The 22,417-nt window shown below is 64.8% G+C and carries 17 protein-coding genes; 12 read left to right on the top strand and 5 right to left on the bottom strand.

Annotated features, from left to right (window positions below):
- The first annotated feature begins 9 nt into the window (after positions 1-9).
- The 5 genes from mnmE (at position 10) to AABQ55_RS02410 (ending at position 5,646) form a co-directional block, all read left to right on the top strand.
- Positions 10-1,335 (top strand): tRNA uridine-5-carboxymethylaminomethyl(34) synthesis GTPase MnmE, encoded by a 1,326-nt coding sequence (gene mnmE, locus AABQ55_RS02430; RefSeq protein WP_272807137.1) that lies wholly within the window; start codon positions 10-12, stop codon positions 1,333-1,335.
- Between the two features lie 66 nt (positions 1,336-1,401).
- On the top strand, positions 1,402-3,291 hold the full coding sequence (mnmG, locus tag AABQ55_RS02425; protein WP_272807136.1) for a tRNA uridine-5-carboxymethylaminomethyl(34) synthesis enzyme MnmG: 1,890 nt from the start codon (positions 1,402-1,404) through the stop codon (positions 3,289-3,291).
- The gene (locus tag AABQ55_RS02420) at positions 3,288-3,923 is read left to right on the top strand and encodes a 16S rRNA (guanine(527)-N(7))-methyltransferase RsmG (RefSeq protein WP_272807135.1); all 636 of its coding nucleotides are present in this window, start codon (positions 3,288-3,290) and stop codon (positions 3,921-3,923) included. Before mnmG ends, AABQ55_RS02420 begins: the two co-directional genes overlap by 4 nt.
- A 13-nt stretch (positions 3,924-3,936) precedes the next feature.
- A complete protein-coding gene (locus AABQ55_RS02415) occupies positions 3,937-4,731 on the top strand; it encodes a ParA family protein (protein ID WP_272807134.1) in 795 nt (264 codons plus the stop codon).
- A 24-nt stretch (positions 4,732-4,755) separates the two neighbouring features.
- Positions 4,756-5,646 (top strand): ParB/RepB/Spo0J family partition protein, encoded by an 891-nt coding sequence (locus AABQ55_RS02410; protein ID WP_272807133.1) that lies wholly within the window; start codon positions 4,756-4,758, stop codon positions 5,644-5,646.
- A 15-nt stretch (positions 5,647-5,661) separates the two neighbouring features.
- Here AABQ55_RS02410 and holA read toward each other — a convergent pair whose 3' ends face one another.
- From holA to leuS, 3 genes are read right to left on the bottom strand one after another with little or no spacing between them, the layout of a single operon-like run.
- Positions 5,662-6,696: a DNA polymerase III subunit delta gene (holA, locus tag AABQ55_RS02405; RefSeq protein ID WP_272807132.1), complete on the bottom strand. Its 1,035-nt coding sequence runs from the start codon at positions 6,694-6,696 to the stop codon at positions 5,662-5,664.
- Positions 6,697-6,703: 7 nt separating this feature from the next.
- Positions 6,704-7,228, bottom strand: a complete 525-nt coding sequence (lptE, locus tag AABQ55_RS02400; RefSeq protein ID WP_244770743.1) for an LPS assembly lipoprotein LptE — start codon at positions 7,226-7,228, stop codon at positions 6,704-6,706.
- Positions 7,215-9,845, bottom strand: coding sequence for a leucine--tRNA ligase (gene leuS, locus AABQ55_RS02395; protein ID WP_272807131.1), 2,631 nt, complete (start codon positions 9,843-9,845; stop codon positions 7,215-7,217). The genes lptE and leuS overlap by 14 nt, the downstream gene beginning before the upstream one ends.
- 198 nt (positions 9,846-10,043) lie before the next feature.
- Between leuS and AABQ55_RS02390 the strand changes: the two genes are divergently transcribed.
- Positions 10,044-10,703, top strand: coding sequence for a YggS family pyridoxal phosphate-dependent enzyme (locus tag AABQ55_RS02390; protein ID WP_272807130.1), 660 nt, complete (start codon positions 10,044-10,046; stop codon positions 10,701-10,703).
- Positions 10,704-10,837: 134 nt separating this feature from the next.
- Positions 10,838-12,742, top strand: coding sequence for a propionyl-CoA synthetase (locus tag AABQ55_RS02385; RefSeq protein ID WP_272807536.1), 1,905 nt, complete (start codon positions 10,838-10,840; stop codon positions 12,740-12,742).
- Positions 12,743-12,912: 170 nt separating this feature from the next.
- On the opposite strand, the gene AABQ55_RS02380 is transcribed toward AABQ55_RS02385, so the two are convergent.
- On the bottom strand, positions 12,913-13,614 hold the full coding sequence (locus tag AABQ55_RS02380; RefSeq protein ID WP_064331962.1) for a DUF1013 domain-containing protein: 702 nt from the start codon (positions 13,612-13,614) through the stop codon (positions 12,913-12,915).
- Between the two features lie 232 nt (positions 13,615-13,846).
- Between AABQ55_RS02380 and acs the strand changes: the two genes are divergently transcribed.
- Positions 13,847-15,802 carry an acetate--CoA ligase gene (acs, locus tag AABQ55_RS02375; protein WP_272807129.1) on the top strand — a complete coding sequence of 652 codons (1,956 nt, stop codon included), beginning with the start codon at positions 13,847-13,849 and terminating at the stop codon, positions 15,800-15,802.
- A gap of 182 nt (positions 15,803-15,984) precedes the next feature.
- On the opposite strand, the gene AABQ55_RS02370 is transcribed toward acs, so the two are convergent.
- Complete coding sequence (locus tag AABQ55_RS02370; RefSeq protein WP_244770739.1) at positions 15,985-16,182, bottom strand: DUF1674 domain-containing protein; 198 nt, start codon at positions 16,180-16,182, stop codon at positions 15,985-15,987.
- 210 nt (positions 16,183-16,392) lie between these two features.
- On the opposite strand from AABQ55_RS02370, the gene htpX reads away from it, so the two are divergent.
- The 4 genes from htpX (at position 16,393) to purH (ending at position 22,270) form a co-directional block, all read left to right on the top strand.
- Complete coding sequence (gene htpX / locus AABQ55_RS02365) at positions 16,393-17,358, top strand: zinc metalloprotease HtpX (protein ID WP_272807128.1); 966 nt, start codon at positions 16,393-16,395, stop codon at positions 17,356-17,358.
- Entirely contained in the window at positions 17,355-18,761 is a 1,407-nt protein-coding gene (locus AABQ55_RS02360) for an RsmB/NOP family class I SAM-dependent RNA methyltransferase (RefSeq protein WP_443021137.1), read from the top strand. The genes htpX and AABQ55_RS02360 overlap by 4 nt, the downstream gene beginning before the upstream one ends.
- Positions 18,762-18,877: 116 nt before the next feature.
- Positions 18,878-20,560 carry a heparinase II/III family protein gene (locus AABQ55_RS02355; RefSeq protein ID WP_272807127.1) on the top strand — a complete coding sequence of 561 codons (1,683 nt, stop codon included), beginning with the start codon at positions 18,878-18,880 and terminating at the stop codon, positions 20,558-20,560.
- Positions 20,561-20,659: 99 nt separating this feature from the next.
- The gene (gene purH, locus AABQ55_RS02350) at positions 20,660-22,270 is read left to right on the top strand and encodes a bifunctional phosphoribosylaminoimidazolecarboxamide formyltransferase/IMP cyclohydrolase (protein ID WP_272807126.1); all 1,611 of its coding nucleotides are present in this window, start codon (positions 20,660-20,662) and stop codon (positions 22,268-22,270) included.
- The last annotated feature ends 147 nt before the right edge of the window (positions 22,271-22,417 follow it).

Genomic DNA, 22,417 nt, shown 5'->3' with positions numbered 1-22,417 from the left:
TGATAAATCATGATGTCCACGGACACGATCTTTGCCTTGTCGAGCGGCGGCTTGCCCTCCGGCGTGGCGGTGATTCGCCTGAGCGGACCTGCAAGCGGCCAGGCGGTGCAAGCGCTGTGCGGCCGCCAGCCCGCGGAAAGACGCGCGTCCCTGCTCTCGATTCGTAACCGGAACGGTGAGAAGCTCGACGCGGGCCTGGTCTTGTTCTTCCCCGGCCCAAACTCTTTCACGGGCGAGGATTGCGCGGAACTTCAGATCCATGGTGGGCGGGCCACGGTCAAGGCTGTTCTTGCGGAGCTCGCCGGCATGGCCGGTCTGCGTGCGGCGGAAGCCGGTGAATTTTCCCGGCGCGCCTTCCTGAACGGCCGTATGGACTTGGTCGAAGTGGAGGGCCTGGCGGATCTCATTGCGGCGGAAACCGAGATGCAACGCCGTCTGGCGGCAGAGCAATCGTCTGGCGGCCCGTCGAAACTCTACGATTCGTGGGCGAAACGACTGACGCATGCGCGCGCCATGATTGAAGCCGAACTGGATTTTGCCGATGAGGACGATGTTCCCGGTTCTATTGCGGATACCATCTGGCGTGACATGCGGCAATTGGAGCAAGAGATCCTTAACCATCTTTCCGGTGTGAGAACCGGGGAGATCGTGCGGGATGGCCTCAAGGTCGTCATCGTGGGTCCGCCCAATGCGGGAAAGTCGAGCCTGTTGAATTATCTCGCAAAACGGGATGTCGCTATCGTTACCGACGTCCCGGGAACGACGCGGGATGTGCTGCATGTCGATCTGGACCTCGACGGCTTCGCCGTTCGGCTCTATGATACGGCCGGCTTGCGCGAGACGGATGACGTTGTCGAGCAGGAGGGTATCCGCCGGACACAGCTTTCCATGGCCCAGGCCCATCTGGTGCTTCTGTTGTCGTCGCTTGCGGAGCCTGATTGGGTCGCGTTCACCGAGGGATATGACGGTCCGGTTATCCGTGTCCAGACCAAGGCGGACAGGCAGGATGCCGCCTGGCGGGATCCGGAAGCTGATGTTAGGATTTCCGTGCGGACGGGTGAAGGCATATCGGCACTTCTGGATCTGGTGAGCGGATACCTCCCGAATCTGGATCAGGGAAGCGCCTTGGCACTTCCTACGCGTCAACGGCATGCGGACAATCTCGCGGAAGCACGCAGCCACATCGGCGCGGCGCTGGCTGCGGGCGGGAACGGTCTCGATATACAGGCGGAACATCTCCGCCTCGCCGGTCAGGCGCTGGGTCGGGTCACAGGGCGGGTGGATGTGGAGAACCTGCTGGACGTGATCTTTTCGGAATTTTGCATTGGTAAGTGATTCACGTGAAACAACACAACGTACACGAGTCGCGCTGGGCGTTTCACGTGAAACAGGTGGTTCGATATGACGACATTGAAGACATATGATGTGGTGGTGATCGGTGGTGGGCATGCGGGTGTCGAGGCTGCTGCCGCCGCCGCGCGGTTCGGCGCGCAAACGGCTTTGCTCACCCACAAGGCCTCGACGATCGGGGTCATGTCCTGCAATCCTGCGATTGGCGGTCTTGGCAAGGGTCACCTCGTCCGGGAAGTGGACGCGCTGGATGGCCTGATGGGACGGGTTGCCGACCGGGCTGGCATTCAGTTTCGCCTGTTGAACCGGCGTAAAGGCCCCGCGGTGCGCGGCCCGCGCAGCCAGGCCGATCGAAAGCTTTATCGCGAGGCCATGCAGGCGGAGATTGCGCAGATTGCCGGCCTGACCGTTGTCGAGGGTGACGCATACGATCTCGATTGCGCAGATGGCCGTATCCACGCGGTGATCCTGAAGGACGGGCGGCGCCTGCCCTGCGGCGCCGTGGTGGTTACCACGGGCACGTTCCTGCGTGGCCTTATTCATATCGGTTCCGAAAAAATCCCGGCTGGCCGCGTGGGAGAAGACCCCTCGCTCGGGCTTTCAGCGACGTTCGAACGTCTCGGCTTCAGGCTTGGCCGCTTGAAGACTGGCACGCCTGCACGCCTCGATGGTCGCACCATCGATTGGAACGCGGTTGGGCGCCAAGCGGCAGATGAGACGCCGGTGCCGTTCTCCTTCATGACCGATCGCATCACGACACCGCAGATCGAATGCGGCGTCACGCGAACGACGGCCGCGACGCACCGCATCATTGAGGAGAATATCGGCCGATCGGCGATGTATTCCGGCCAGATCGAAGGTGTCGGCCCACGCTATTGCCCGTCGATCGAGGACAAGATCGTGAAGTTTGGCGAACGGGACGGCCATCAGATTTTCCTGGAGCCTGAGGGTCTGGACGACGACACCGTCTATCCGAACGGCATCTCGACATCGCTTCCGGCCGATATACAGCAGGCCTTCATTCAGACCATCCCCGGCCTGGAGAGGGTGCGTATTCTGCAGCCAGGCTATGCGATCGAATACGATCATGTCGATCCGCGGGAACTGTCCGCCACCCTGGAAACCCGGCGACAGCCCGGGCTTTTCCTGGCCGGCCAGATCAACGGCACGACCGGTTACGAGGAGGCCGCGGCGCAGGGGCTGGTTGCCGGACTGAACGCCGCCCGGCGGGCCGCGGGCATGGAGGGACACGCCTTCAGCCGCACGGAGAGCTATATCGGGGTGATGCTCGATGACTTGACGTCCCGCGGCGTGACCGAGCCCTACCGCATGTTCACCTCGCGTGCGGAGTATCGCCTTTCGCTGCGGGCTGACAATGCCGACGCGCGGTTGACGGCATCCGGCATGGCGCTTGGCATTGTCGGTGCAGACCGGCGCCGGCGCTTCGAGGAATGGTCGGCGGACATGCAGCGCCTGCGGGAACGGCTCGATACCCTGAAGCTGTCGCCCAATGAGGCGGCCAGCAAGGGGATCCGGATCAACCAGGACGGCGTTCGCCGTTCCGCCTACGATCTGCTCGCCTATCCGGACGTCGACTTTGCGTGGCTGGCGGCCGTTTGGCCTGAGCTCGACGCCTTCTCCCCCCGTGTTCGCGATGCTATCGAAATCGAGGCCGGCTATGCGGTTTACATGAATCGGCAGGCGGCGGATATCGCCGAGGCAAGGCGGGAAGAAGATCGTGGCATCCCCGCTGACTTTGATTTTGCCGCCCTCCCCGGCCTCTCCATCGAATTGCAGCAGAAACTGGCCGCGGCGCGCCCGGCGAATCTTGCACAGGCCGCGCGGGTGGACGGCATGACGCCGGCTGCCTTGACCCTCTTGCTTGCCTATCTCAAGCGCGTGCCCGCCGCGGCAGCGATGGAACGGACGGCCAGCGCATGAAGTCTCTGCCCCGCGAATTTGCCGAGCTGAATGTTTCACGTGAAACCGAGGACAGGCTGAACGCTTTCGTTGCGCTTTTTCAGAAATGGGCGAAAACCATCAATCTGGTGGCTCCCTCGACCTTGGCGGAAGTCTGGAGCCGTCATGTTGTCGATAGCATGCAGATCTATGCTCTATGTCCTGGGCCGCGGATTTGGGCGGATCTCGGTAGCGGGGGCGGTTTTCCGGGCATTGTCACCGGTATTCTGCTGGCCGGCGCGGGAGATGGATGGATTCATCTCGTCGAAAGCAACAACAAGAAGGCCGCCTTCCTGCGAACGGCTATCCGCGAAACCGGTGCGCGCGCATCGGTGCATGCGATTCGCATCGAAGAGGCGCCGGCGGCAATCGCGCATTGCGACGCGATTTCCGCCCGGGCCTTGGCGGACCTCGATCTCCTGATGGATTTCGGCTGGCCATGGGCCGAGCGCAATCCGGATCTACGGTTTTTCCTTCATAAAGGCCGGGATTACCAGCGCGAGGTCGATAAAGCGCTTGGTCGGTGGAGATTCGATCTGGTAAAACATGCCAGTGTCGTCGAGCCGGATTCCGTGGTGCTCGAACTCTCGAAGCTTTCGCGAAGACGCGAGTGATTGGCGGATGCCCATGGCAATCGAAAAGAACCGGATCATCACCATTGCGAATCAGAAGGGCGGCGTCGGCAAGACGACGACCGCGATCAACCTCGCCACGGCGCTGGCCGCGATCGGCGAGCGCGTGCTGATCGTCGACCTGGATCCGCAGGGCAATGCCAGCACGGGCCTCGGCATCGATCGCCGCAACCGCGAACTCTCCTCCTATGACCTGCTGATCGGCAGCCACGGCGTTGCGGAGACGGTGCTGCAGACGGCCGTGCCCAATCTGTCGATCATTCCCTCGACGATGGATCTCCTGGGCATCGAAATGGAAATCGCGCAGCAGAACGACCGCGTCTTCCGGCTGCGGCGCGCCCTCGCCTCGACCGAGGCGCTGTCTTACTCTTACGTGCTGGTCGATTGCCCGCCGTCCTTCAACCTCCTGACGATGAATGCGCTCGCCGCGGCGCATTCCGTGCTGGTGCCCCTGCAATGCGAGTTCTTTGCGCTGGAAGGCCTCAGCCAGCTGCTGGAGACGGTGGACCAGGTGCGCCGCACCGTCAATCCGTATCTGGATATCCAGGGCATCGTGCTCACCATGTTCGATTCGCGCAACAATCTTGCGCAGCAGGTCGTCAATGACGTGCGCACGCATCTCGGTGAAAAGGTCTATCATACACTCATTCCGCGCAATGTCCGTGTGTCCGAGGCGCCGTCCTATGGCAAGCCGGCCATTCTCTACGATCTCAAATGCGCCGGCAGCCAGGCCTATCTTCAGCTCGCTTCCGAGGTGATCCAGCGTGAAAGGCAGCGCCGGGCTGCCTGATTTCAGTATCCGTGAGTAGAACCGATGAATGAAGACAACTCGAAGCGGCGCCTTGGCCGCGGCCTTGCCGCCCTGATCGGTGAAATGGACCAGCTGCCCGCCGCCGATGTCGGCGAGCGCCCGGCGGTCAATCCCGATCGCCTGGTTCCGATCGAATTCGTCGGTCGCAATCCGCGCAATCCGCGGCGCTATTTTGACGAATCGGAGCTGCAGGATCTGGCCTCCTCCATCCGCCAGCACGGCATCGTTCAGCCGGTCGTCGTGCGCACAACGGCTGACAGTCGCTACGAGATCATCGCGGGTGAGCGCCGCTGGCGCGCCGCGCAGCTGGCGGGGCTCATTGACATTCCGGTCATCATTCGCGACGTGGACGACCGCACGGCGCTGGAAATCGCCATCGTGGAAAACGTACAGCGCTCCGACCTCAATCCGCTGGAAGAGGCGATGGGCTATGAGCTGCTGATCGCCGATCACGGTTATACGCAAAACGATCTCGGCGAGATCATCGGCAAGAGCCGCAGCCATGTGGCAAACAGCCTTCGCCTGCTCAAGCTGCCGGAACCGGTACGCGACATGCTGGCCTCCGGTTCGCTATCGGCCGGCCATGCGCGTGCGCTCATCCCGACCTCCGATCCTGTCGCCCTGGCAAAGACCGTTGTGGCAAAGGGTATGTCGGTGCGTGACGCGGAACGTCTTGCACAGAACGATATCAAGGCGCAGGGCGATCCCAATCACGGCCAGACGCCGCGCAAGGACGAGAAGGATGCCGATACGCTGGCGCTGGAGCGCACGCTGTCGGACGTGCTGGGCCTCGATGTGACCGTCAATCACAAGGGAAGTGGCGGGCAGCTGCGAATTGCCTACAAGACGCTCGAGCAGCTCGAGGAAATCTGCCGGCTTCTTGAGCGGCGGTAACATCCTTAGCCGGATTCACCGCCGCGCGGATTGAAGCACGGTCGCCAGCATCGTCTGCATGGCGATCGTGTCCTCCAGGGCCGGACGTTGCCGGCTTTGCAGGATGGCAGCCTGCAGGCGCTGCGTTTCGCGCCGGATCGCCGGCCCCGTCCAGGTTTTCAGGGCATTTTCGACGATCGGCTTGCGGCGGAAATGCAGATGGCGGCCGAGGGTCGCCATGGCTTGGGCGGCCGGTGCGCGTTTTTCATCCATTTCCGCGCGCATCAGCTCCAGAAGCTGGAACTGCCGAAGGCAACCCTGCAGCACCAGGAAGACCGGCGTCTTGGAGGAAACGATCTTCTGGATGGCATGCAGGAAACCGTCCTTGTCGCCCTTGAGGATGGCATCGACGGCATCGTCCGTCGAGATCGCGCTGGCATCGCCGACGATCTCCTCGACATCCTGCTCCTCGATCAGTTCCCTGCCACGGCAATAGAGCGCAAGCTTGCGCACCTCGTTGCGCGAGGCGAGCCGGTCGCCGCCGATGGTTTCCACCAGGCGTGAACGGGCTGCGGGGGAAATGCGCAAGCCCTCGGCGGCGAGCTCCTGGTCGATGAGTGCCTGCAGGGCGCGTCCGTCATCGGCGTAACAGGGGATAGCGACGACTGCGGAACCGGATTCGGCAGCCTTGCGCAGTCCGGCGCCCTTCTTCAGGTCACCTGCCTCGATGATCAGCGTGGATGGCCCGGCCGGCATCTTGGCCAGGATGTCCAGCGCGTCGGAAAGACCCTTCTCGCTGCCGGCATTGCGGACCCAGACGAGGCGATCGCCGCCGAAGAGGCCGATGGCGTTCATCTCGTCGATCAGCCGGCCCGGCTGGCTGCCGACCTCGCCGGCATCGAGTTTCACGACGGAGAAGGCGTCATTGAGATCGACGCCGCTGACCGCCGCCAGTGCGGCCGCCCGCTCGGAAACCAGGCCCCGATCGGGACCGTAGACGAGGAACAGCCGCACGGGCAGCGGTTTGCGCTTCAGGAAACCGTCGAACTCGTGCGACTTGACTTCGGCCATAGCCGGCTCAGCGACGGCCGAGCGCGGACGCGACATCCGCGCGGATCAGCTCCGCCAGCTCGCGGGCAGCACGATCCTCGGCGTCCCGCACGGCGCGCAGCTTGGCGAATTCCTGCACGGGATAATCGACGAGCGCGACCGTGGAGCGCTTTCCGGACGCCAATGTTTCGCCGGAGTCGGTCTGCACGAGATTGTAGTCGGCCGAGACGACGATGCGGCCGGCGCGGGGAATGTCGTCGCGCACGTCGAGCAGCACGCCGACCTTGCGGACGGCGACATTGAGCTCGAGGTGGTAGAGCGCGCTCTGCGTCTCGCCGCCGCCGCCGGAGAAGAGGAAGATCAGCTCATTGCGGACCCTTTGTTCCACGCGGTCGTCGGCCTTCGAGATGGCCACGGAGGCAAGCTTGCCCTCCGTGCCGGCGGGCGTGGAATACAGCGGCCGCACCTGGCAGCCGGCGACGACGCCGAGGATGGCGATGCCGGCGAACGCCTTTGCGAACCGCGAAAGGCCGGTTCCGTCAGACAACAACATTCACGATCCTCTGCGGTACGACGATGATCTTCTTGGGCTGCTGGCCGGCGAGCACGGCCTGGACCGCCTCGAGCGCCAGAACGGCCGCCTGCACGGCAGTCTGGTCCGCATCGCGGGCGATTGTCAAATCCGCACGCTTCTTGCCGTTGATCTGCACGGGCAGCGTGATCTCGTCGTCGGCGACGAGGCGGTCTTCGTAGGAGGGCCAGGGCGTGGTGGCGACGAGGCCTTCCCCGCCGATCTCGCGCCAGCATTCTTCCGCCAGATGCGGCGTCATGGGGGCGACGACGCGGATCAGGATGCCGACGGCTTCGCGCAGGGCGGCTGCGAGGTCTGGCGAGGCCTTGTCGGCAGCGGCGACGGTGAGCGGCGCGGCGAGCGCGTTGACGAATTCGTAGATGCGCGCGACGGCCTTGTTGAAGGCGAGCTTGTCGTAATCGGCCTGCACGGCCTTCAGCGTCTTGTGCGCGACCTGCGAGACGGCGAGCGCTTCGCCCTCCGTGCCGGGACGGCTTTCCGCGGCCTTCAGGGCCGGCGCCGCCTCGGAAACGAGGCGCCAGACGCGCTGGACGAAGCGATGGGCCCCTTCGACGCCGGCTTCCGACCAGATGACGTCGCGGTCCGGCGGCGAGTCGGAGAGCACGAAGAAGCGGGCGGTATCGGCGCCGTAGGAGGCGATGATGTCATCCGGATCGACGACGTTCTTCTTCGACTTCGACATCTTCTCGATCGAGCCGATGGCGATTTCTTCGCCGGATTCGAGATGGACCGCGCGGCGCTTGCCGCCCTCCTCCTCGATGCGGATTTCGGCAGGCGTCACCCATTCGCGCTTGCCGGCGACGCTGCGGCTGTAGGTCTCGTGCACCACCATGCCCTGGGTGAAGAGACCCTTGAAGGGCTCCTTCAGGTCGAGATGGCCGGAAACCTGCATGGCGCGGGTGAAGAAGCGCGAATAGAGCAGGTGCAGGATCGCATGCTCGATGCCGCCGATATACTGGTCGACCGGCAGCCAGGCGTTGGCGGCGGCGGGGTCCGTCGGGTCGTTTTCCCACGGGGCGGTGAAGCGGGCGAAGTACCAGGACGAATCGACGAAGGTGTCCATCGTGTCCGTCTCGCGGCGGGCGTCCCCACCGCACTGCGGGCAGGCGACGTGGCGCCAGGTCGGATGGCGGTCGAGCGGGTTGCCCGGCTTGTCGAAGGTGACGTCGTCGGGCAGCTTGACCGGCAGGTCGGCCTTCGGCACGGGCACCACGCCGCACTGCTCGCAATGGATGACCGGGATCGGGCAGCCCCAGTAGCGCTGGCGCGAAATGCCCCAGTCGCGCAGGCGGAAGTTCACCTTGCGCTCGCCTTGCGGGGCGTTGCCGAGCGTGACGGCGGAGAGGCGGTTCGCGACCTCCTCGAAGGCTTCATCGGTGCCAAGGCCGTCGAGGAAGCCGGAATTGATCATTACGCCGTCGCCGACATAGGCCTCTTCGGCGATAGTGAAGGTGGCCGCGTCGCCATCCTTCGGCATGACGACGGGCACGACCGGCAGGTTATATTTGCGGGCGAAGTCGAGGTCGCGCTGGTCGCCGGAGGGGCAGCCGAAGATGGCGCCCGTGCCGTAGTCCATCAGCACGAAGTTGGCGATGTAGACGGGGAGCTTCCAGGCCGTGTCGAAGGGATGGCGCACGCGGATGCCGGTGTCCATGCCTTTCTTCTCCGCCGTTTCCAGCGCCGCGAGCGAGGTGCCGGCGCGGCGGCATTCCTCGGCGAAGGCCATGATCTCGGGGTTCTTCGCAGACGCCTCCCGGGCAAGCGGGTGGTCGGCGGAGATGGCGATGAAGGAGGCGCCGAACAGCGTGTCGGGACGGGTCGTATAGACGGTGACGTCCTTTTCGCCCGTCAGGCCCGCGCCTTCGGAAATTTCCCAGCGCACCAGCATGCCTTCGGAACGGCCGATCCAGTTCTTCTGCATCAGGCGGACTTTTTCAGGCCACTGGTCGAGCGTTTCCAGCGAATCGAGCAGGTCCTGGCTGAAATCGGTGATGCGGAAGAACCATTGCGTCAGCTCGCGCTGCTCGACGAGCGCGCCGGAGCGCCAGCCGCGGCCGTCGATGACCTGCTCGTTGGCAAGCACCGTATGGTCGACCGGGTCCCAGTTCACCTTGGACTGCTTGCGGTAGACGAGGCCCTTTTCCAGGAAGTCGAGGAAGAGGTGCTGCTGGCGGTGGTAATATTCCACGTCGCAGGTGGCGAATTCGCGCGACCAGTCCAGCGACAGGCCCATGGACTTCAACTGGTTGCGCATGGTCGCGATGTTGTCGTAGGTCCAGCCCTTGGGGTGCACCTTGTTCTGCATGGCGGCGTTCTCGGCGGGCATGCCGAAGGCGTCCCAGCCCATCGGATGCAGCACGTTGTAGCCGCGGGCGCGCTTGTAGCGCGCGACGACGTCGCCCATCGCATAGTTGCGCACATGGCCCATATGGATGCGGCCCGACGGATAGGGGAACATCTCGAGGACGTAGTACTTCTCGCGCGGATCGTCGTTCTTGGTCAGGAAGACGCTGTCGTCGTTCCATTTTGCCTGCCAGCGGGGTTCGGCATCGCGCGGATTGTAACGTTCGGTGGCCATGTCTTTGATGTTCCGGAAGTCTTTTGGGAGTCTTGGAGGGCGGTGCGCCCATGCGAATATGGTGCCGAGACCTTCATCATGAAACCGCCGAAGCGTCAAGTTTTCCGGCCCCCGGGCCAAAGAGATGCGGCACGCGCACGCTTGGCAAACCGTGCCGATTTCGCTAGGTCCGGAACCAGATGCCGATGGAGAATGAGCATGGACCTTCAGGACCGTCTCGAAGACGTTCGCAACCGGATGCGCAAGGCGGCTGCCGAGGCCGGCCGCAGGCCCGAGGCGGTGACGCTGGTGGCGGTCTCGAAAACCTTCGATGCCGAGGCGATTCGCCCGGCGATCGCGGCCGGCCAGCGTGTGTTCGGCGAGAACCGCGTGCAGGAGGCCCAGGGCAAGTGGCCCGCGTTGCGCGCCGAGGCGGCCGGCATCGAGCTTCACCTGATCGGCCCGCTGCAATCCAACAAGACGGCCGAGGCCGTGGCGCTCTTCGATGTCATCGAGACGGTGGACCGGGAAAAGATCGCCCGCGCGATCGCCGCCGAGATGGCGCGGCAGGGGCGCGCCTTGCGGCTCTATGTCCAGGTCAATACCGGGCTTGAACCGCAGAAGGCCGGCATCGCGCCGGATGATACGGTCGCCTTCGTCGCCTTCTGCCGAGACGAGCTCGGCCTCACCATCGAGGGGCTGATGTGCATTCCGCCGGCGGACGAGAATCCAGGCCCGCATTTCGCCTTGCTCGCCAAGCTCGCCGAACGCTGCAATCTCGATCGGCTGTCGATGGGCATGTCCGGCGACTATGATGTCGCCATCGGCTTCGGTGCGACCAGCGTGCGCGTCGGTTCAGCGATTTTCGGAACACGCTGACATCCTCGCTTGACGAAGCGCAAGAGGCGATGTGCCGCTTGAGGCTTTCGTCTGGCTTTTCCGATGCATCGTCCTCTCCTATTCTTCCTTCTGGAGGAGCCGGCCGTTTCAGGAGGCCGGACATGGAGGATGCGATGCAGAAGACCTATGCCGAGATCTATCGGGCGTGGAAGAATGACCACAGGGGTCATTGGGCCGAAGCGGCCCGGGCAATCGACTGGTTCAGCGAGCCGGCGGATATTTTCGACGGAGAGCAGGGCGTCTACGGGCGCTGGTTTCCCGATGCGGTCGGCAATACCTGTCACAATTGCGTGGACCGGCATGTAGCGGCGGGGCATGGCGCGGACGCCGCGCTGATCTATGACAGCCCGGTGACCGGCCGCAAGGCGCGCTACAGCTACGACGAACTCCTCACCCATGTGAATGCCATGGCGGCGGTGCTCGCCGATCAGGGCGTGGAGAAGGGCGACCGCGTCATTCTCTACATGCCGATGATTCCCGAGGCGGTCTTCGCCATGCTCGCCTGCGCGCGCATCGGGGCGATCCATTCGGTGGTGTTCGGCGGCTTCGCCGCGAGCGAGCTTGCGGCGCGCATCGATGATTCCACCGCCAAGCTCGTGGTCACCGCAAGCTGCGGCATCGAGCCTAATCGCGTGGTCGCCTACAAGCCGCTGCTCGACACGGCGATCGAGCTTGCCGCACACAAGCCGGAACGCTGCCTCGTCTTGCAGCGGCCGGAACTGGCGGCGGAGCTGAAGGCGGGGCGCGACGTCGATCTCGGCCCCGCGCTTGCGGCGGCGCGGGATGCGGGGCGCGTCATTCCCTGTGCGCCGCTGGCGGCCACCGATCCGCTCTATATCCTCTATACGTCGGGCACGACCGGCCAGCCCAAGGGCGTCATCCGTGACAATGGCGGCCACATGGTCGCGCTCGCCTGGACGATGCGGGCGTTCTACGGCGTGGAGCGCGGCGAGGTCTATTGGGCGGCGTCGGATATCGGCTGGGTCGTCGGCCATTCCTACATCGTCTATGCGCCGCTTCTCAACGGCAGCACCACGGTGCTCTATGAGGGCAAGCCGGTCGGCACACCGGATGCAGGCGCCTTCTGGCGCGTGGTGGAGGACTACAAGGTCTCGGTGCTCTTCACCGCCCCGACGGCCTTCCGCGCCATCCGCAAGGAGGATCCGGAGGGCGCGCTCGTCAAGCGGCACGACACTTCCAGTCTGCGCGCGCTGTTCCTTGCCGGCGAGCGGGCCGATCCGGACACGATCCGCTGGGCCGAGGCGGTGCTCGGCGTGCCGGTCATCGATCACTGGTGGCAGACGGAGACCGGTTGGGCGATCGTCGGCAATCCGCTCGGCCTCGGCCAGTTGCCCGTGAAACATGGCTCCCCCACCGTGCCCATGCCGGGCTACGAACTGCATGTGCTGGACGATGCCGGCCATGAGGTTTCGCCCGGCACGCTCGGCAACATCGCCATCAAGCTGCCCCTCCCCCCGGGCTGCCTGACGACCTTCTGGAATGCCGACGAACGGTTCCGCTCGGCCTGCCTTTCGGAATTCCCGGGCTATTACAAGACCGCCGATGCCGGTTATGTCGACGAGGACGGCTACGTCTTCATCATGTCGCGCACCGACGACATCATCAACGTCGCCGGCCACCGCCTCTCGACGGGGGCGATGGAGGAAGTCTGCGCCAGCCATCCGGATGTCGCCGAATGCGCCGTCATCGGCGTCGCCGATGCGCTGAAAGGCCAGTTGCCGGCCGGTTTCCTCGTGCTGAAGAGCGGTGTTTCACGTGAATCATCGCTCGTGGAGCAGGAGGTGGTGGGCCTCGTGCGCGAACGTATCGGCCCGGTCGCCGCCTTCAAGACGGCTATCTGCGTGAAGCGCCTGCCGAAGACACGCTCCGGGAAGATCCTGCGCGGCACCATGCAGAAGATCGCCGACAGGGTGGACTGGAAAATGCCGGCGACCATCGACGATCCCGCCATCCTGGACGAGATCGCTGAAGTGCTGTCCGGGCGGCGGATTGTTTGAGCAATAAAAAACCCGGCCGAAAGGCCGGGTTGGGACACGGGAAGAACCCTCCCGTCCATTGTCGTCATCCTCGGGTTTAACCCGAGGATCCACGCGGTGTCCTCGGCGGTGGATGGTCGGGTCAAGCCCGACCATGACGAAGGAGAGGTGAGCAGCCTTTGTTTCACCGCTCAGAAGCGGTCGTCCTCGTCTTCGTCCGGCGTGGCCGACTTCAGCGACTTCAGCTTGGCGAAGACGGCGTCGGCGTCGATTTCCTTCTCGTCCTCGCGGTCGGTGCTGTAGGGCAGCTTTTCCGTTTCCTGTGCGGATTCCAGCGTCGCACCGAGCTCGGCGGCGGTCGGCAGCGGACGGCCCTTCGAAGCGCGTTCGACTTCGAGGTCGAGGTCGATCTGCGAGCACAGGCCCAGCGTCACGGGGTCCATCGGCGTCAGGTTGGTCGAGTTCCAGTGGGTGCGTTCGCGGATCTGCTCGATCGTCGACTTGGTCGTGCCGACGAGACGCGAGATCTGCGCATCCTTGAGTTCGGGATGGTTGCGCACCAGCCAGAGAATGGCGTTGGGGCGATCCTGGCGCTTGGAGACCGGCGTGTAGCGCGGGCCCTTGCGCTTGGATTCCGGCACGCGGACCTTCGGTTCGGAAAGCTTCAGCTTGTGATTCGGATTGGCTTCGGCGCGGGCGATCTCCTCGCGCGACAGCTGGCCGGTCGAGATGGGGTCGAGGCCCTTGATGCCCTGGGCCGATTCGCCGTCGGCGATCGCCTTCACTTCGAGCGGATGCAGTTTGCAGAATGTGGCGATCTGGTCGAACGACAGCGCCGTGTTGTCGACCAGCCAGACCGCGGTCGCCTTTGGCATGAGGAGCTGCTGAGCCATGGATATAGTCCTTCTGTCCGTCCGCGCCGGTGTCGCGGGCCGTGGGGTGTAACCACTATGTTCCGGGAATTGCGCCCTCTATACAATCACTGTCGCAGAAATGCAATTCTTCAAGCGCAAATGACCTTTTGTCTAATTGCCCGAGGGATTTGACCTGATATGTATGGCAACGGAGATGCGGGGAGCTGGAGGAGACGCGGCTTTCCCGCCTATGCGCAGTGAGGAGGAATCCATGTCCGCAAAGACCTATCCGGTGCTGAAATCCGCGAAAAGCCGCGCGCTGATCGACAACGAGACCTATCAGAACTGGTATCGCGAAAGCATCGAGAACCCGGAGCGCTTCTGGGACAAGCACGGCATGCGCATCGACTGGTTCAAGCCCTATACCAAGGTGAAGAACACGTCGTTTACCGGCAAGGTGCCGATCAAGTGGTTCGAGGACGGCATCACAAACGTCTCCTACAATTGCATCGACCGCCACCTCAAGGCGCATGGCGACGACGTCGCCATCATCTGGGAAGGCGACAATCCCTATATCGACAAGAAGATCACCTATAACGAGCTCTACGAACACGTCTGCCGCATGGCGAACGTGATGAAGAAGCACGGCGTCAAGAAGGGCGACCGCGTCACCATCTACATGCCGATGATCCCGGAAGCGGCCTATGCCATGCTCGCCTGCGCGCGCATCGGCGCCGTGCATTCCGTCGTCTTCGGCGGCTTCTCGCCGGATGCGCTGGCCGGCCGCATCGTCGACTGCGAATCCACCTTCGTCGTCACCTGCGACGAGGGCGTGCGCGGCGGTAAGCCGATCCCGCTCAAGGAAAACACCGATACCGCGATCGACATCGCCGCCAAGAACCATGTCATCGTCAACAAGGTGCTCGTCGTGCGCCGCACCGGCGGCAAGACCGGCTGGGCGCCGGGCCGCGACATCTGGCATCACCAGGAGGTGCTGACGGTGCCGCGCGATTGTCCGCCGGCAAAGATGAAGGCGGAAGATCCGCTCTTCATTCTCTACACGTCCGGTTCGACCGGCAAGCCGAAGGGCGTGCTGCACACCACGGCGGGCTACCTCGTCTATGCCTCGATGACGCACAAATACGTCTTCGACTACCAGGACGGCGATGTCTACTGGTGCACGGCCGATGTCGGCTGGGTCACCGGCCATTCCTACATCGTCTACGGGCCGCTGGCGAACCGCGCGACCACACTGATGTTCGAAGGCGTGCCGAACTTCCCGGATGCCGGCCGCTTCTGGGAGGTGGTCGACAAGCACAAGGTCAACATCTTCTACACCGCACCGACGGCGATCCGCGCCCTGATGGGGGCCGGCGATGCCTTCGTGAAGCGCTCGTCGCGCTCGTCGCTGCGCCTGCTCGGTTCGGTCGGCGAGCCGATCAACCCGGAAGCCTGGGAGTGGTACTACAACGTCGTCGGCGAGGGCCGTTCGCCGATCGTCGATACTTGGTGGCAGACGGAGACGGGCGGTATCCTGATCACCCCGCTGCCGGGCGCGACGGAGCTCAAGCCGGGCTCCGCCACGCGGCCGTTCTTCGGCATCAAGCCGCAGCTGGTCGATAACGAGGGCAAGGTGCTGGAAGGACCGGCCGACGGCAATCTCTGCATCATCGATAGCTGGCCGGGCCAGATGCGCACGGTCTACGGCGACCACAAGCGCTTCGTCGAAACCTATTTTTCGACCTACAAGGGCAAGTACTTCACCGGTGACGGCTGCCGGCGCGACGAGGACGGCTACTACTGGATCACCGGCCGTGTCGACGACGTGCTCAACATTTCCGGCCACCGCCTCGGCACGGCGGAAATCGAATCGGCCCTCGTCTCGCACCACCTCGTCTCGGAAGCCGCCGTCGTCGGCTATCCGCACAGCCTCAAGGGCCAGGGCATCTATTGCTACGTCTCGCTGATGGCCGGGGAGGAAGGCACCGATGCGCTGCGCCAGGACCTCGTCAAGCACGTGCGCAAGGAGATCGGCCCGATCGCGACGCCCGACAAGATCCAGTTCTCGCCCGGCCTGCCGAAGACGCGCTCCGGCAAGATCATGCGCCGCATCCTGCGCAAGATCGCCGAGGACGATTTCGGTTCGCTCGGCGACACCTCGACCCTCGCCGATCCGGCCGTCGTGGACGACCTGATCGCCAATCGGCAGAATAAGGCTGCCGGCTGAGTTTGAAGCATGAAGCGAAACGGCGGCCATTTGGCCGCCGTTTTCGTTCCTCCTCCCGACGTCATCCTCGGGCTCGACCCGAGGATCCGTGCGGCACCCGTGGCCGTGGATGGATCGGGTCAAGCCTGACCATGACGATGGAGAGGGAGGCGATGTGTCACGGCTGCTCGCCGAATTTCCTCTCAGAAATCGATCGCCCGGCCCTTGATCTCCCAGTCCCCGAAGCGTGCCGGGTCGGCGCCGCCGCGTCCGCCGATCTCCGGCGCGGGCTCGGCCTGCGGGGCGGCCTTGCGCCGCTCCTCGGCTTCCTGGAGGGCGCGCAGGGCGGCGGGCGGCAGCACTTTCCGGCCGTCGGCATGATTGTCGTTGTCGCTTTGCATGAAATTGGGCATCCTTCCCGGATATTGAAGAATTCCTGTTCGCTTCCCATCATATAAGGCATGTCGCGCAAAAGTGTGCAGCGGTTTTGCGACAACGACATGCAAAAGCTAGGTATGAAGGCGCTGTGGAAAGCGCTGATTCACGTGAAACATTCCCTTGACAACAGGGAGTGGCAACCCGGCAAGAGACCAGACAGGAGCCGAAAACGCATGAACATCGTTCGAACAGCCATGCTTCTTGCCGCCATGACGGCGCTTTTCATGGGCGTGGGCCTGCTCATCGGCGGCAAGGGCGGCATGATGATCGCGCTTCTCGTCGCGATCGCCATGAACTTCTTCTCCTACTGGAATTCCGACCGCATGGTGCTGTCCATGTACGGCGCCAAGGAGGTCGACGAGCGCTCGGCACCGGAATATTACGGCATCGTGCGCGATCTCGCCAAACGTGCCGGCCTGCCCATGCCGCGCGTCTATGTCATCAACAGCGACCAGCCGAATGCCTTTGCCACCGGCCGCAACCCGCAGAACGCCGCGGTTGCCGCCTCGACGGGCCTGCTTCAGGCCCTGAGCTATGAAGAGGTGGCGGGCGTGATGGCGCATGAACTCGCCCATATCCAGAACCGCGACACGCTGACCATGACGCTGACGGCGACGATCGCCGGTGCGATCTCGATGCTTGCCAACTTCGCCATGTTCTTCGGCGGCAGCGGCAATCGGGAAAACAACAATCCGCTTGGCTTCATCGGCGTGCTCATCGCCATGATCGTCGCGCCCTTCGCCGCCATACTGGTGCAGATGGCGATCAGTCGGACGCGCGAATATTCCGCCGACAAGCGCGGGGCGGAGATCTGCGGCAACCCGCTCTGGCTCGCCTCGGCCTTGAAGAAGATCGCCATCGCCGCCGGCCGCATTCCCAACGAGGCCGCCGAGCACAATCCGGCGACGGCCCATATGTTCATCATCAATCCGCTGTCGGGCGAGCGCATGGACAACCTGTTCTCCACCCACCCGAACACGGAGAACCGTATAGCGGCGCTTGAGGAAATGGCCCGCGGCATGCAGACACGCTCGACGGAGCCGGTGCGGGCTGATAATCCGGTGCGCAAATCGCGCTCCGTCCCGTCGACCGGCTGGGGACGCGGTGGTTCCGAACCGCCCAAAGGTCCCTGGTCTTGAACGACGACAAACACAAAAACAGAGCACATTCGAAACGCCATCGCCCCGGCAAGGGACCGCCTCCGGGGCCTGCTGCGAACCATCCGGAAAAGCCGGGCCTGCGGGCCCGGCAGGCCGCGGCCAAGATCCTGGCGGCGGTTGTCGATCGCAAGACGCCGCTCGACGGCATGCTCGACCTCGAAAACGGCAACCCGGCCTACCGCCAGCTGAACGATGCCGACCGCGCGCTCGTCCGGGCCATCCTCAACACGGCGCTGCGCCACCTCCCCCGTATCGAGGCCATCCTGGATACGCTCGTCGGCACGCCGCTGCCGGACGGCGCCCGCGCGCTGCATCATGTGCTGACGGTCGCGGCGGCGCAGATCCTCTATCTCGACGTGCCCGATCATTCCGCCGTCGACCTTGCGGTCGAGCAGGCGCAGATCGACCCGCGCAACCGCCGCTTCGCCAGCCTCACCAATGCGGTGCTGCGCCGCCTGTCGCGCGAAAAGGCCTCGCACCTGACGGCGACGCAGGCGGTTTCCGTCATTCCGGCCTGGTTCCACGAGCGGCTCTCCGCCGTCTATGGCCGTGACCATGCCGCGCGCATTGCCAATGCGCTGCTCGAACCCTCCACCGTCGATCTCACCGTCAAGTCGGATCCGGAAGGCTGGGCCGCGCGGCTCGGCGGCCTGGTGCTGCCGACCGGTTCGGTGCGCCTGCCCGTCGCGTCCGGCGCCATTCCGGCGCTCGAAGGCTTCGAGGCCGGGGAATGGTGGGTGCAGGATGCCGCGGCAAGCCTGCCGGCAAAACTGTTTTCGGACCTTGCCGGCAAGCGGGTCGCCGATCTCTGCGCCGCGCCCGGCGGCAAGACCGCGCAGCTTGCCGCCGCCGGCGCCAGGGTCACCGCCCTCGACCAGTCCGGCAACCGGCTGAAGCGGCTTGTCGGCAATCTCGACCGGCTGCGTCTTTCGGCCGAGACGGTCGAGGCGAACATGGCGGAATACCGCCCGGGCGAGCTGTTCGATGCCGTGCTGCTCGATGCGCCCTGCTCCTCGACGGGCACGATCCGCCGCCATCCCGATGTCTTGTGGACCAAGGGGCCGGAGGATATCGGCAAGCTGGCCGGCCTGCAGGAGCGCCTGCTGCGCCACGCGCTGACGCTCGTGCGTCCCGGCGGGGAGCTGGTCTTCTCCAACTGCTCGCTCGATCCGAGCGAGGGGGAGGACATGGTCGCCCGGGTTCTCGCCGACAATCCGGACTGGCGCATCGCGCCGGTCGATCCCGCCGACTGGCCGGGTCTGGAAGCGGCGATCTCCCCGCGCGGCGAATTCCGCACCACGCCTGCCATGCTGCCCGCGACACTCGGCCATGCCGGCGGCGTGGACGGGTTTTATGCCGTTCGGCTCGTCCGTGCCGGCTGAGCTGCACCGGCTCTTCCGAAAGACATATGCCGTCGTCAACAGCCCATCGACCGCCGGTCAATTGACGCCGCTTGCCTTCTCGGCCTAGCTATAGGCCAAGGAGGCGTTCGTTAACCATGCAGCTTTCCGACAGGCAGCGGCTTCTCTATCTGTATATGCGTGAGGGTTGGCGCCGGTTTTCGCGGAGGCTCGCCCTCGGGCGAATCAGCGCGATGCGCTTTTCCGGCGGCACGCCGGACCGGCTGGTCGTCGCGCCGACGGACCTTCACCCCGCTGATTCGTTTGCCGGCGAAGAAATCGTCGCCGGGCGTTTCCCGCTGGCCGGCCGCGTTCTCGAATGCGACGGCGAATCACCCTTTGCACTGGAGCTTCCCTCGGAGGAGTTCGCCGTGCGCCTGCATTCCTTCGGCTGGCTGCGCCATATGCGGCTGGTCGATCCGGAAAAGGCCGCCCATACAGCTCGCTTCATCGTGGACGACTGGCTGCAGAGCCATGGGCGGGTCATCGGCGGGCTTGCCTGGCGGCCCGATGTCGTCGCGCAACGCATCATCGCCTGGCTGTCCCATTCGCCGGTGGTCCTGAAGGATGCCGACTATCCCTTCTATCGCCGCTTCCTGAAGAGCCTCGCCTTCCAGGTCCGCTATCTGCGCCATGTCGCCGACACGACGCGCGACGGCGAGCCGCGGCTGCGGGTGCGCATCGCGCTTGCCATGGCCTCCATCGCCATGCCGGCCTCCGCCTCGCGCATGCGCAGGGCCGCCCGCCATCTCGACGAGGAGCTCGACCGGCAGATCCTGCCCGATGGCGGCCATTCCTCGCGCAATCCGCGGGCCGCGCTCGACGTGCTGCTCGACCTGCTGCCGCTGCGTCAGACCTATGTCAATCTCGGCCATGACGTGCCCGCGCAGCTCATCCCTTCCATCGACCGCATCTTCCCGGCGCTGCGCTTCTTCCGCCACCAGGGCGGCGAGCTCGCGCTGTTCAACGGCGCGACCTATACGCTGGCGAACGAGCTGATGTCGGTGCTGCGCTACGACGAGACCGGCGGCGCGCCCTTCAAGGCGCTGCCGCAGAGCCGGTACGACCGCCTGGCCGTCAAGGAAACGGTCGTGCTGATGGATACGGGCGTGCCCAAGTCGGTCGATCTTTCGGCGACGGCCGCCGCCGGTGCGCTTTCCATCGAGATGTCCTCGGGCAGGAACCGCTTCATCGTCAATTCCGGGCGACCGCGCTTTGCCGGCGAGGCGCTCAGGCAGATGGCGCGCACCACCGCGGCCCATTCCGTCGCCACGCTCAACGACACGTCCTCCTCGCGCATCTCCACGTCCCGTTTCCTCGGGCCGATCGTCGTCGGCGGCGTCAGCAAGGTGGACGTGTCGCGTGCCGAGCGCCAGTCCGGCGCCGACAGCGTGACGGCGACCCATGACGGTTATCTCAAGCGCTTCGGCCTTCTCTACGAACGGGACATCCTCGTGGCGGCGACGGGCAGCGAGATCCGCGGCCGGGAGCGTTTCTACAAGCCCGCCGACCCCGACGGGGCGATCGAGAAGGGCACGGCCGTGGTGCGCTTCCACATTCATCCGACGATCCAGCTCTATCGGGTGTCGGCCAACGAGATGCGGCTGATCGCGCCGGACGGCGAGGCCTGGGCGCTGACCTGTATCGATGTTGCCGTGGAGGAGGAGGAGGATGTCTTCTTCGCCGATCCCTCCGGCGTCCGGGCGTCGCGCCAGCTCACGCTGACCATGCCGCTCGCCAAGGTGGCGGAAGTCCAGTGGTCGCTGATGCGGCAGCGTTGAGAATTCCCGGCTTTTGGCGGTTTTCTCGGGGCCGGGCCTGTGATAACGGGGCGCATGACCATCCGGCCCCTCTCCCGGGCCGTCAGAACGGAGCGTCCCATGGCCGTCATTTCCAAGAAAATCCCCGCCCCAGACCGGGTCGCCCTGCGCACGGCGCTGCTGTCCGTCTCCGACAAGGCCGGTGTCGTCGATCTCGCCCGCGCCCTTGCCGAAAAGGGCGTGCGGTTGTTGTCGACCGGCGGCACGCACAAGGCGCTCAGCGATGCCGGGCTCGACGTCACCGACGTTTCCGAGGTCACGGGCTTTCCGGAAATCATGGATGGCCGCGTCAAGACGCTGCATCCCACCGTGCATGGCGGCCTGCTGGCGATCCGCGACGATGCGGAGCATGTCGAGGCGATGAAGGCGCATGGCATCGGCGCGATCGACCTTGCCGTCATCAACCTCTATCCCTTCGAGGAGGTACGCGCCAAGGGTGGCGACTATCCGACGACGGTCGAGAACATCGACATCGGCGGGCCGGCGATGATCCGCGCCTCGGCGAAGAACCACGCCTATGTGACCATCGTCACGGATCCCGCCGATTATCCCGCGCTGCTGGAGGAACTTGCGGACGGTTCGACTTCCTACGCCTTCCGCCAGCACATGGCGGCGAAGGCCTATGCCCGCACGGCGGCCTATGACGCGGCGATCTCCAACTGGTTCGCCGATGCGCTCGATATACCCATGCCGCGCCACCGCGTGCTCGGCGGCGTCCTGAAGGAGGAGATGCGCTACGGCGAGAACCCGCACCAGAAGGCGGGCTTCTACGTGACCGGCGAAAACCGCCCCGGCGTCGCGACCGCCACGCTGCTGCAGGGCAAGCAGCTTTCCTACAACAATATCAACGACACCGACGCCGCCTTCGAGCTCGTTGCCGAGTTCCTGCCGGAAAACGGCCCGGCCTGCGCGATCATCAAGCATGCCAATCCCTGCGGCGTCGCCACCGGCAGGACGCTGAAGGAGGCCTATGCGCGGGCGCTCGCCTGTGATCCGGTCTCGGCCTTCGGCGGCATCATCGCGCTCAACACGGTGCTGGACGGCGAGACGGCGGAAGAGATCGTCAAGCTCTTCACCGAGGTCATCATCGCGCCGGACGCGGACGAGAAGGCCCGCGCCGTCATCGCCGGCAAGCCGAACCTGCGTCTGCTGGTGACGGGCGCCCTGCCCGATCCGCGCGTGCCGGGCCTTTCCGCCAAGACGGTGTCGGGCGGCCTCCTGGTACAGAGCCGCGACAACGGCATGGTCGAGGACCTCGAACTGAAGGTCGTGACCAAGCGTGCGCCGACGGCGCAGGAGCTGGAAGACATGAAGTTCGCCTTCAAGGTCGCCAAGCACGTCAAGTCGAATGCGGTGGTCTATGCCAAGGACGGCCAGACGGCCGGCATCGGCGCCGGCCAGATGAGCCGCGTCGATTCCGCCCGCATCGCCGGCCTGAAGGCCGAGGAAGCGGCCAAGGCCATGGGCCTTGCCGAGCCGCTGACGCGTGGCTCGGCCGTCGCGTCGGAAGCTTTCCTGCCCTTCGCCGACGGCCTGCTCTCGGCGATTGCCGCAGGCGCCACGGCGGTCATCCAGCCGGGCGGTTCGATGCGCGATGCGGAGGTGATCGCCGCGGCCGACGAGGCCGGCGTCGCCATGGTCTTCACCGGCATGCGCCATTTCCGTCACTGAGCCGGATTCTTAGCAGACCTCTGCTTTCCTCCGTCATGGTCGAGGCTTGCCCCGACCGTCCATGGCCGCAGGTGGCGTGTGGATCCTCGGGTTAAACCCGAGGATGACGACAGTGGGTGGGGCGATGTCTGTCATCCCCCTGACGCC

The organism is Shinella sp. WSD5-1 (assembly GCF_963942435.1).
GTDB classification, from domain to species: Bacteria; Pseudomonadota; Alphaproteobacteria; order Rhizobiales; family Rhizobiaceae; genus Shinella; species Shinella yambaruensis.
This window is presented reverse-complemented; position numbering and strand designations above follow the sequence as displayed.

Bases quoted from the DNA above. Each gene is read 5' to 3' on its own strand.
- mnmE (WP_272807137.1), top strand. From the start codon at position 10: ATGATGTCCACGGACACGATCTTTGCCTTGTCGAGCGGCGGCTTGCCC.
- mnmG (WP_272807136.1), top strand. From the start codon at position 1,402: ATGACGACATTGAAGACATATGATGTGGTGGTGATCGGTGGTGGGCAT.
- AABQ55_RS02420 (WP_272807135.1), top strand. From the start codon at position 3,288: ATGAAGTCTCTGCCCCGCGAATTTGCCGAGCTGAATGTTTCACGTGAA.
- AABQ55_RS02415 (WP_272807134.1), top strand. From the start codon at position 3,937: ATGGCAATCGAAAAGAACCGGATCATCACCATTGCGAATCAGAAGGGC.
- AABQ55_RS02410 (WP_272807133.1), top strand. From the start codon at position 4,756: ATGAATGAAGACAACTCGAAGCGGCGCCTTGGCCGCGGCCTTGCCGCC.
- holA (WP_272807132.1), bottom strand. From the start codon at position 6,696: ATGGCCGAAGTCAAGTCGCACGAGTTCGACGGTTTCCTGAAGCGCAAA.
- lptE (WP_244770743.1), bottom strand. From the start codon at position 7,228: ATGTTGTTGTCTGACGGAACCGGCCTTTCGCGGTTCGCAAAGGCGTTC.
- leuS (WP_272807131.1), bottom strand. From the start codon at position 9,845: ATGGCCACCGAACGTTACAATCCGCGCGATGCCGAACCCCGCTGGCAG.
- AABQ55_RS02390 (WP_272807130.1), top strand. From the start codon at position 10,044: ATGGACCTTCAGGACCGTCTCGAAGACGTTCGCAACCGGATGCGCAAG.
- AABQ55_RS02385 (WP_272807536.1), top strand. From the start codon at position 10,838: ATGCAGAAGACCTATGCCGAGATCTATCGGGCGTGGAAGAATGACCAC.
- AABQ55_RS02380 (WP_064331962.1), bottom strand. From the start codon at position 13,614: ATGGCTCAGCAGCTCCTCATGCCAAAGGCGACCGCGGTCTGGCTGGTC.
- acs (WP_272807129.1), top strand. From the start codon at position 13,847: ATGTCCGCAAAGACCTATCCGGTGCTGAAATCCGCGAAAAGCCGCGCG.
- AABQ55_RS02370 (WP_244770739.1), bottom strand. From the start codon at position 16,182: ATGCAAAGCGACAACGACAATCATGCCGACGGCCGGAAAGTGCTGCCG.
- htpX (WP_272807128.1), top strand. From the start codon at position 16,393: ATGAACATCGTTCGAACAGCCATGCTTCTTGCCGCCATGACGGCGCTT.
- AABQ55_RS02355 (WP_272807127.1), top strand. From the start codon at position 18,878: ATGCAGCTTTCCGACAGGCAGCGGCTTCTCTATCTGTATATGCGTGAG.
- purH (WP_272807126.1), top strand. From the start codon at position 20,660: ATGGCCGTCATTTCCAAGAAAATCCCCGCCCCAGACCGGGTCGCCCTG.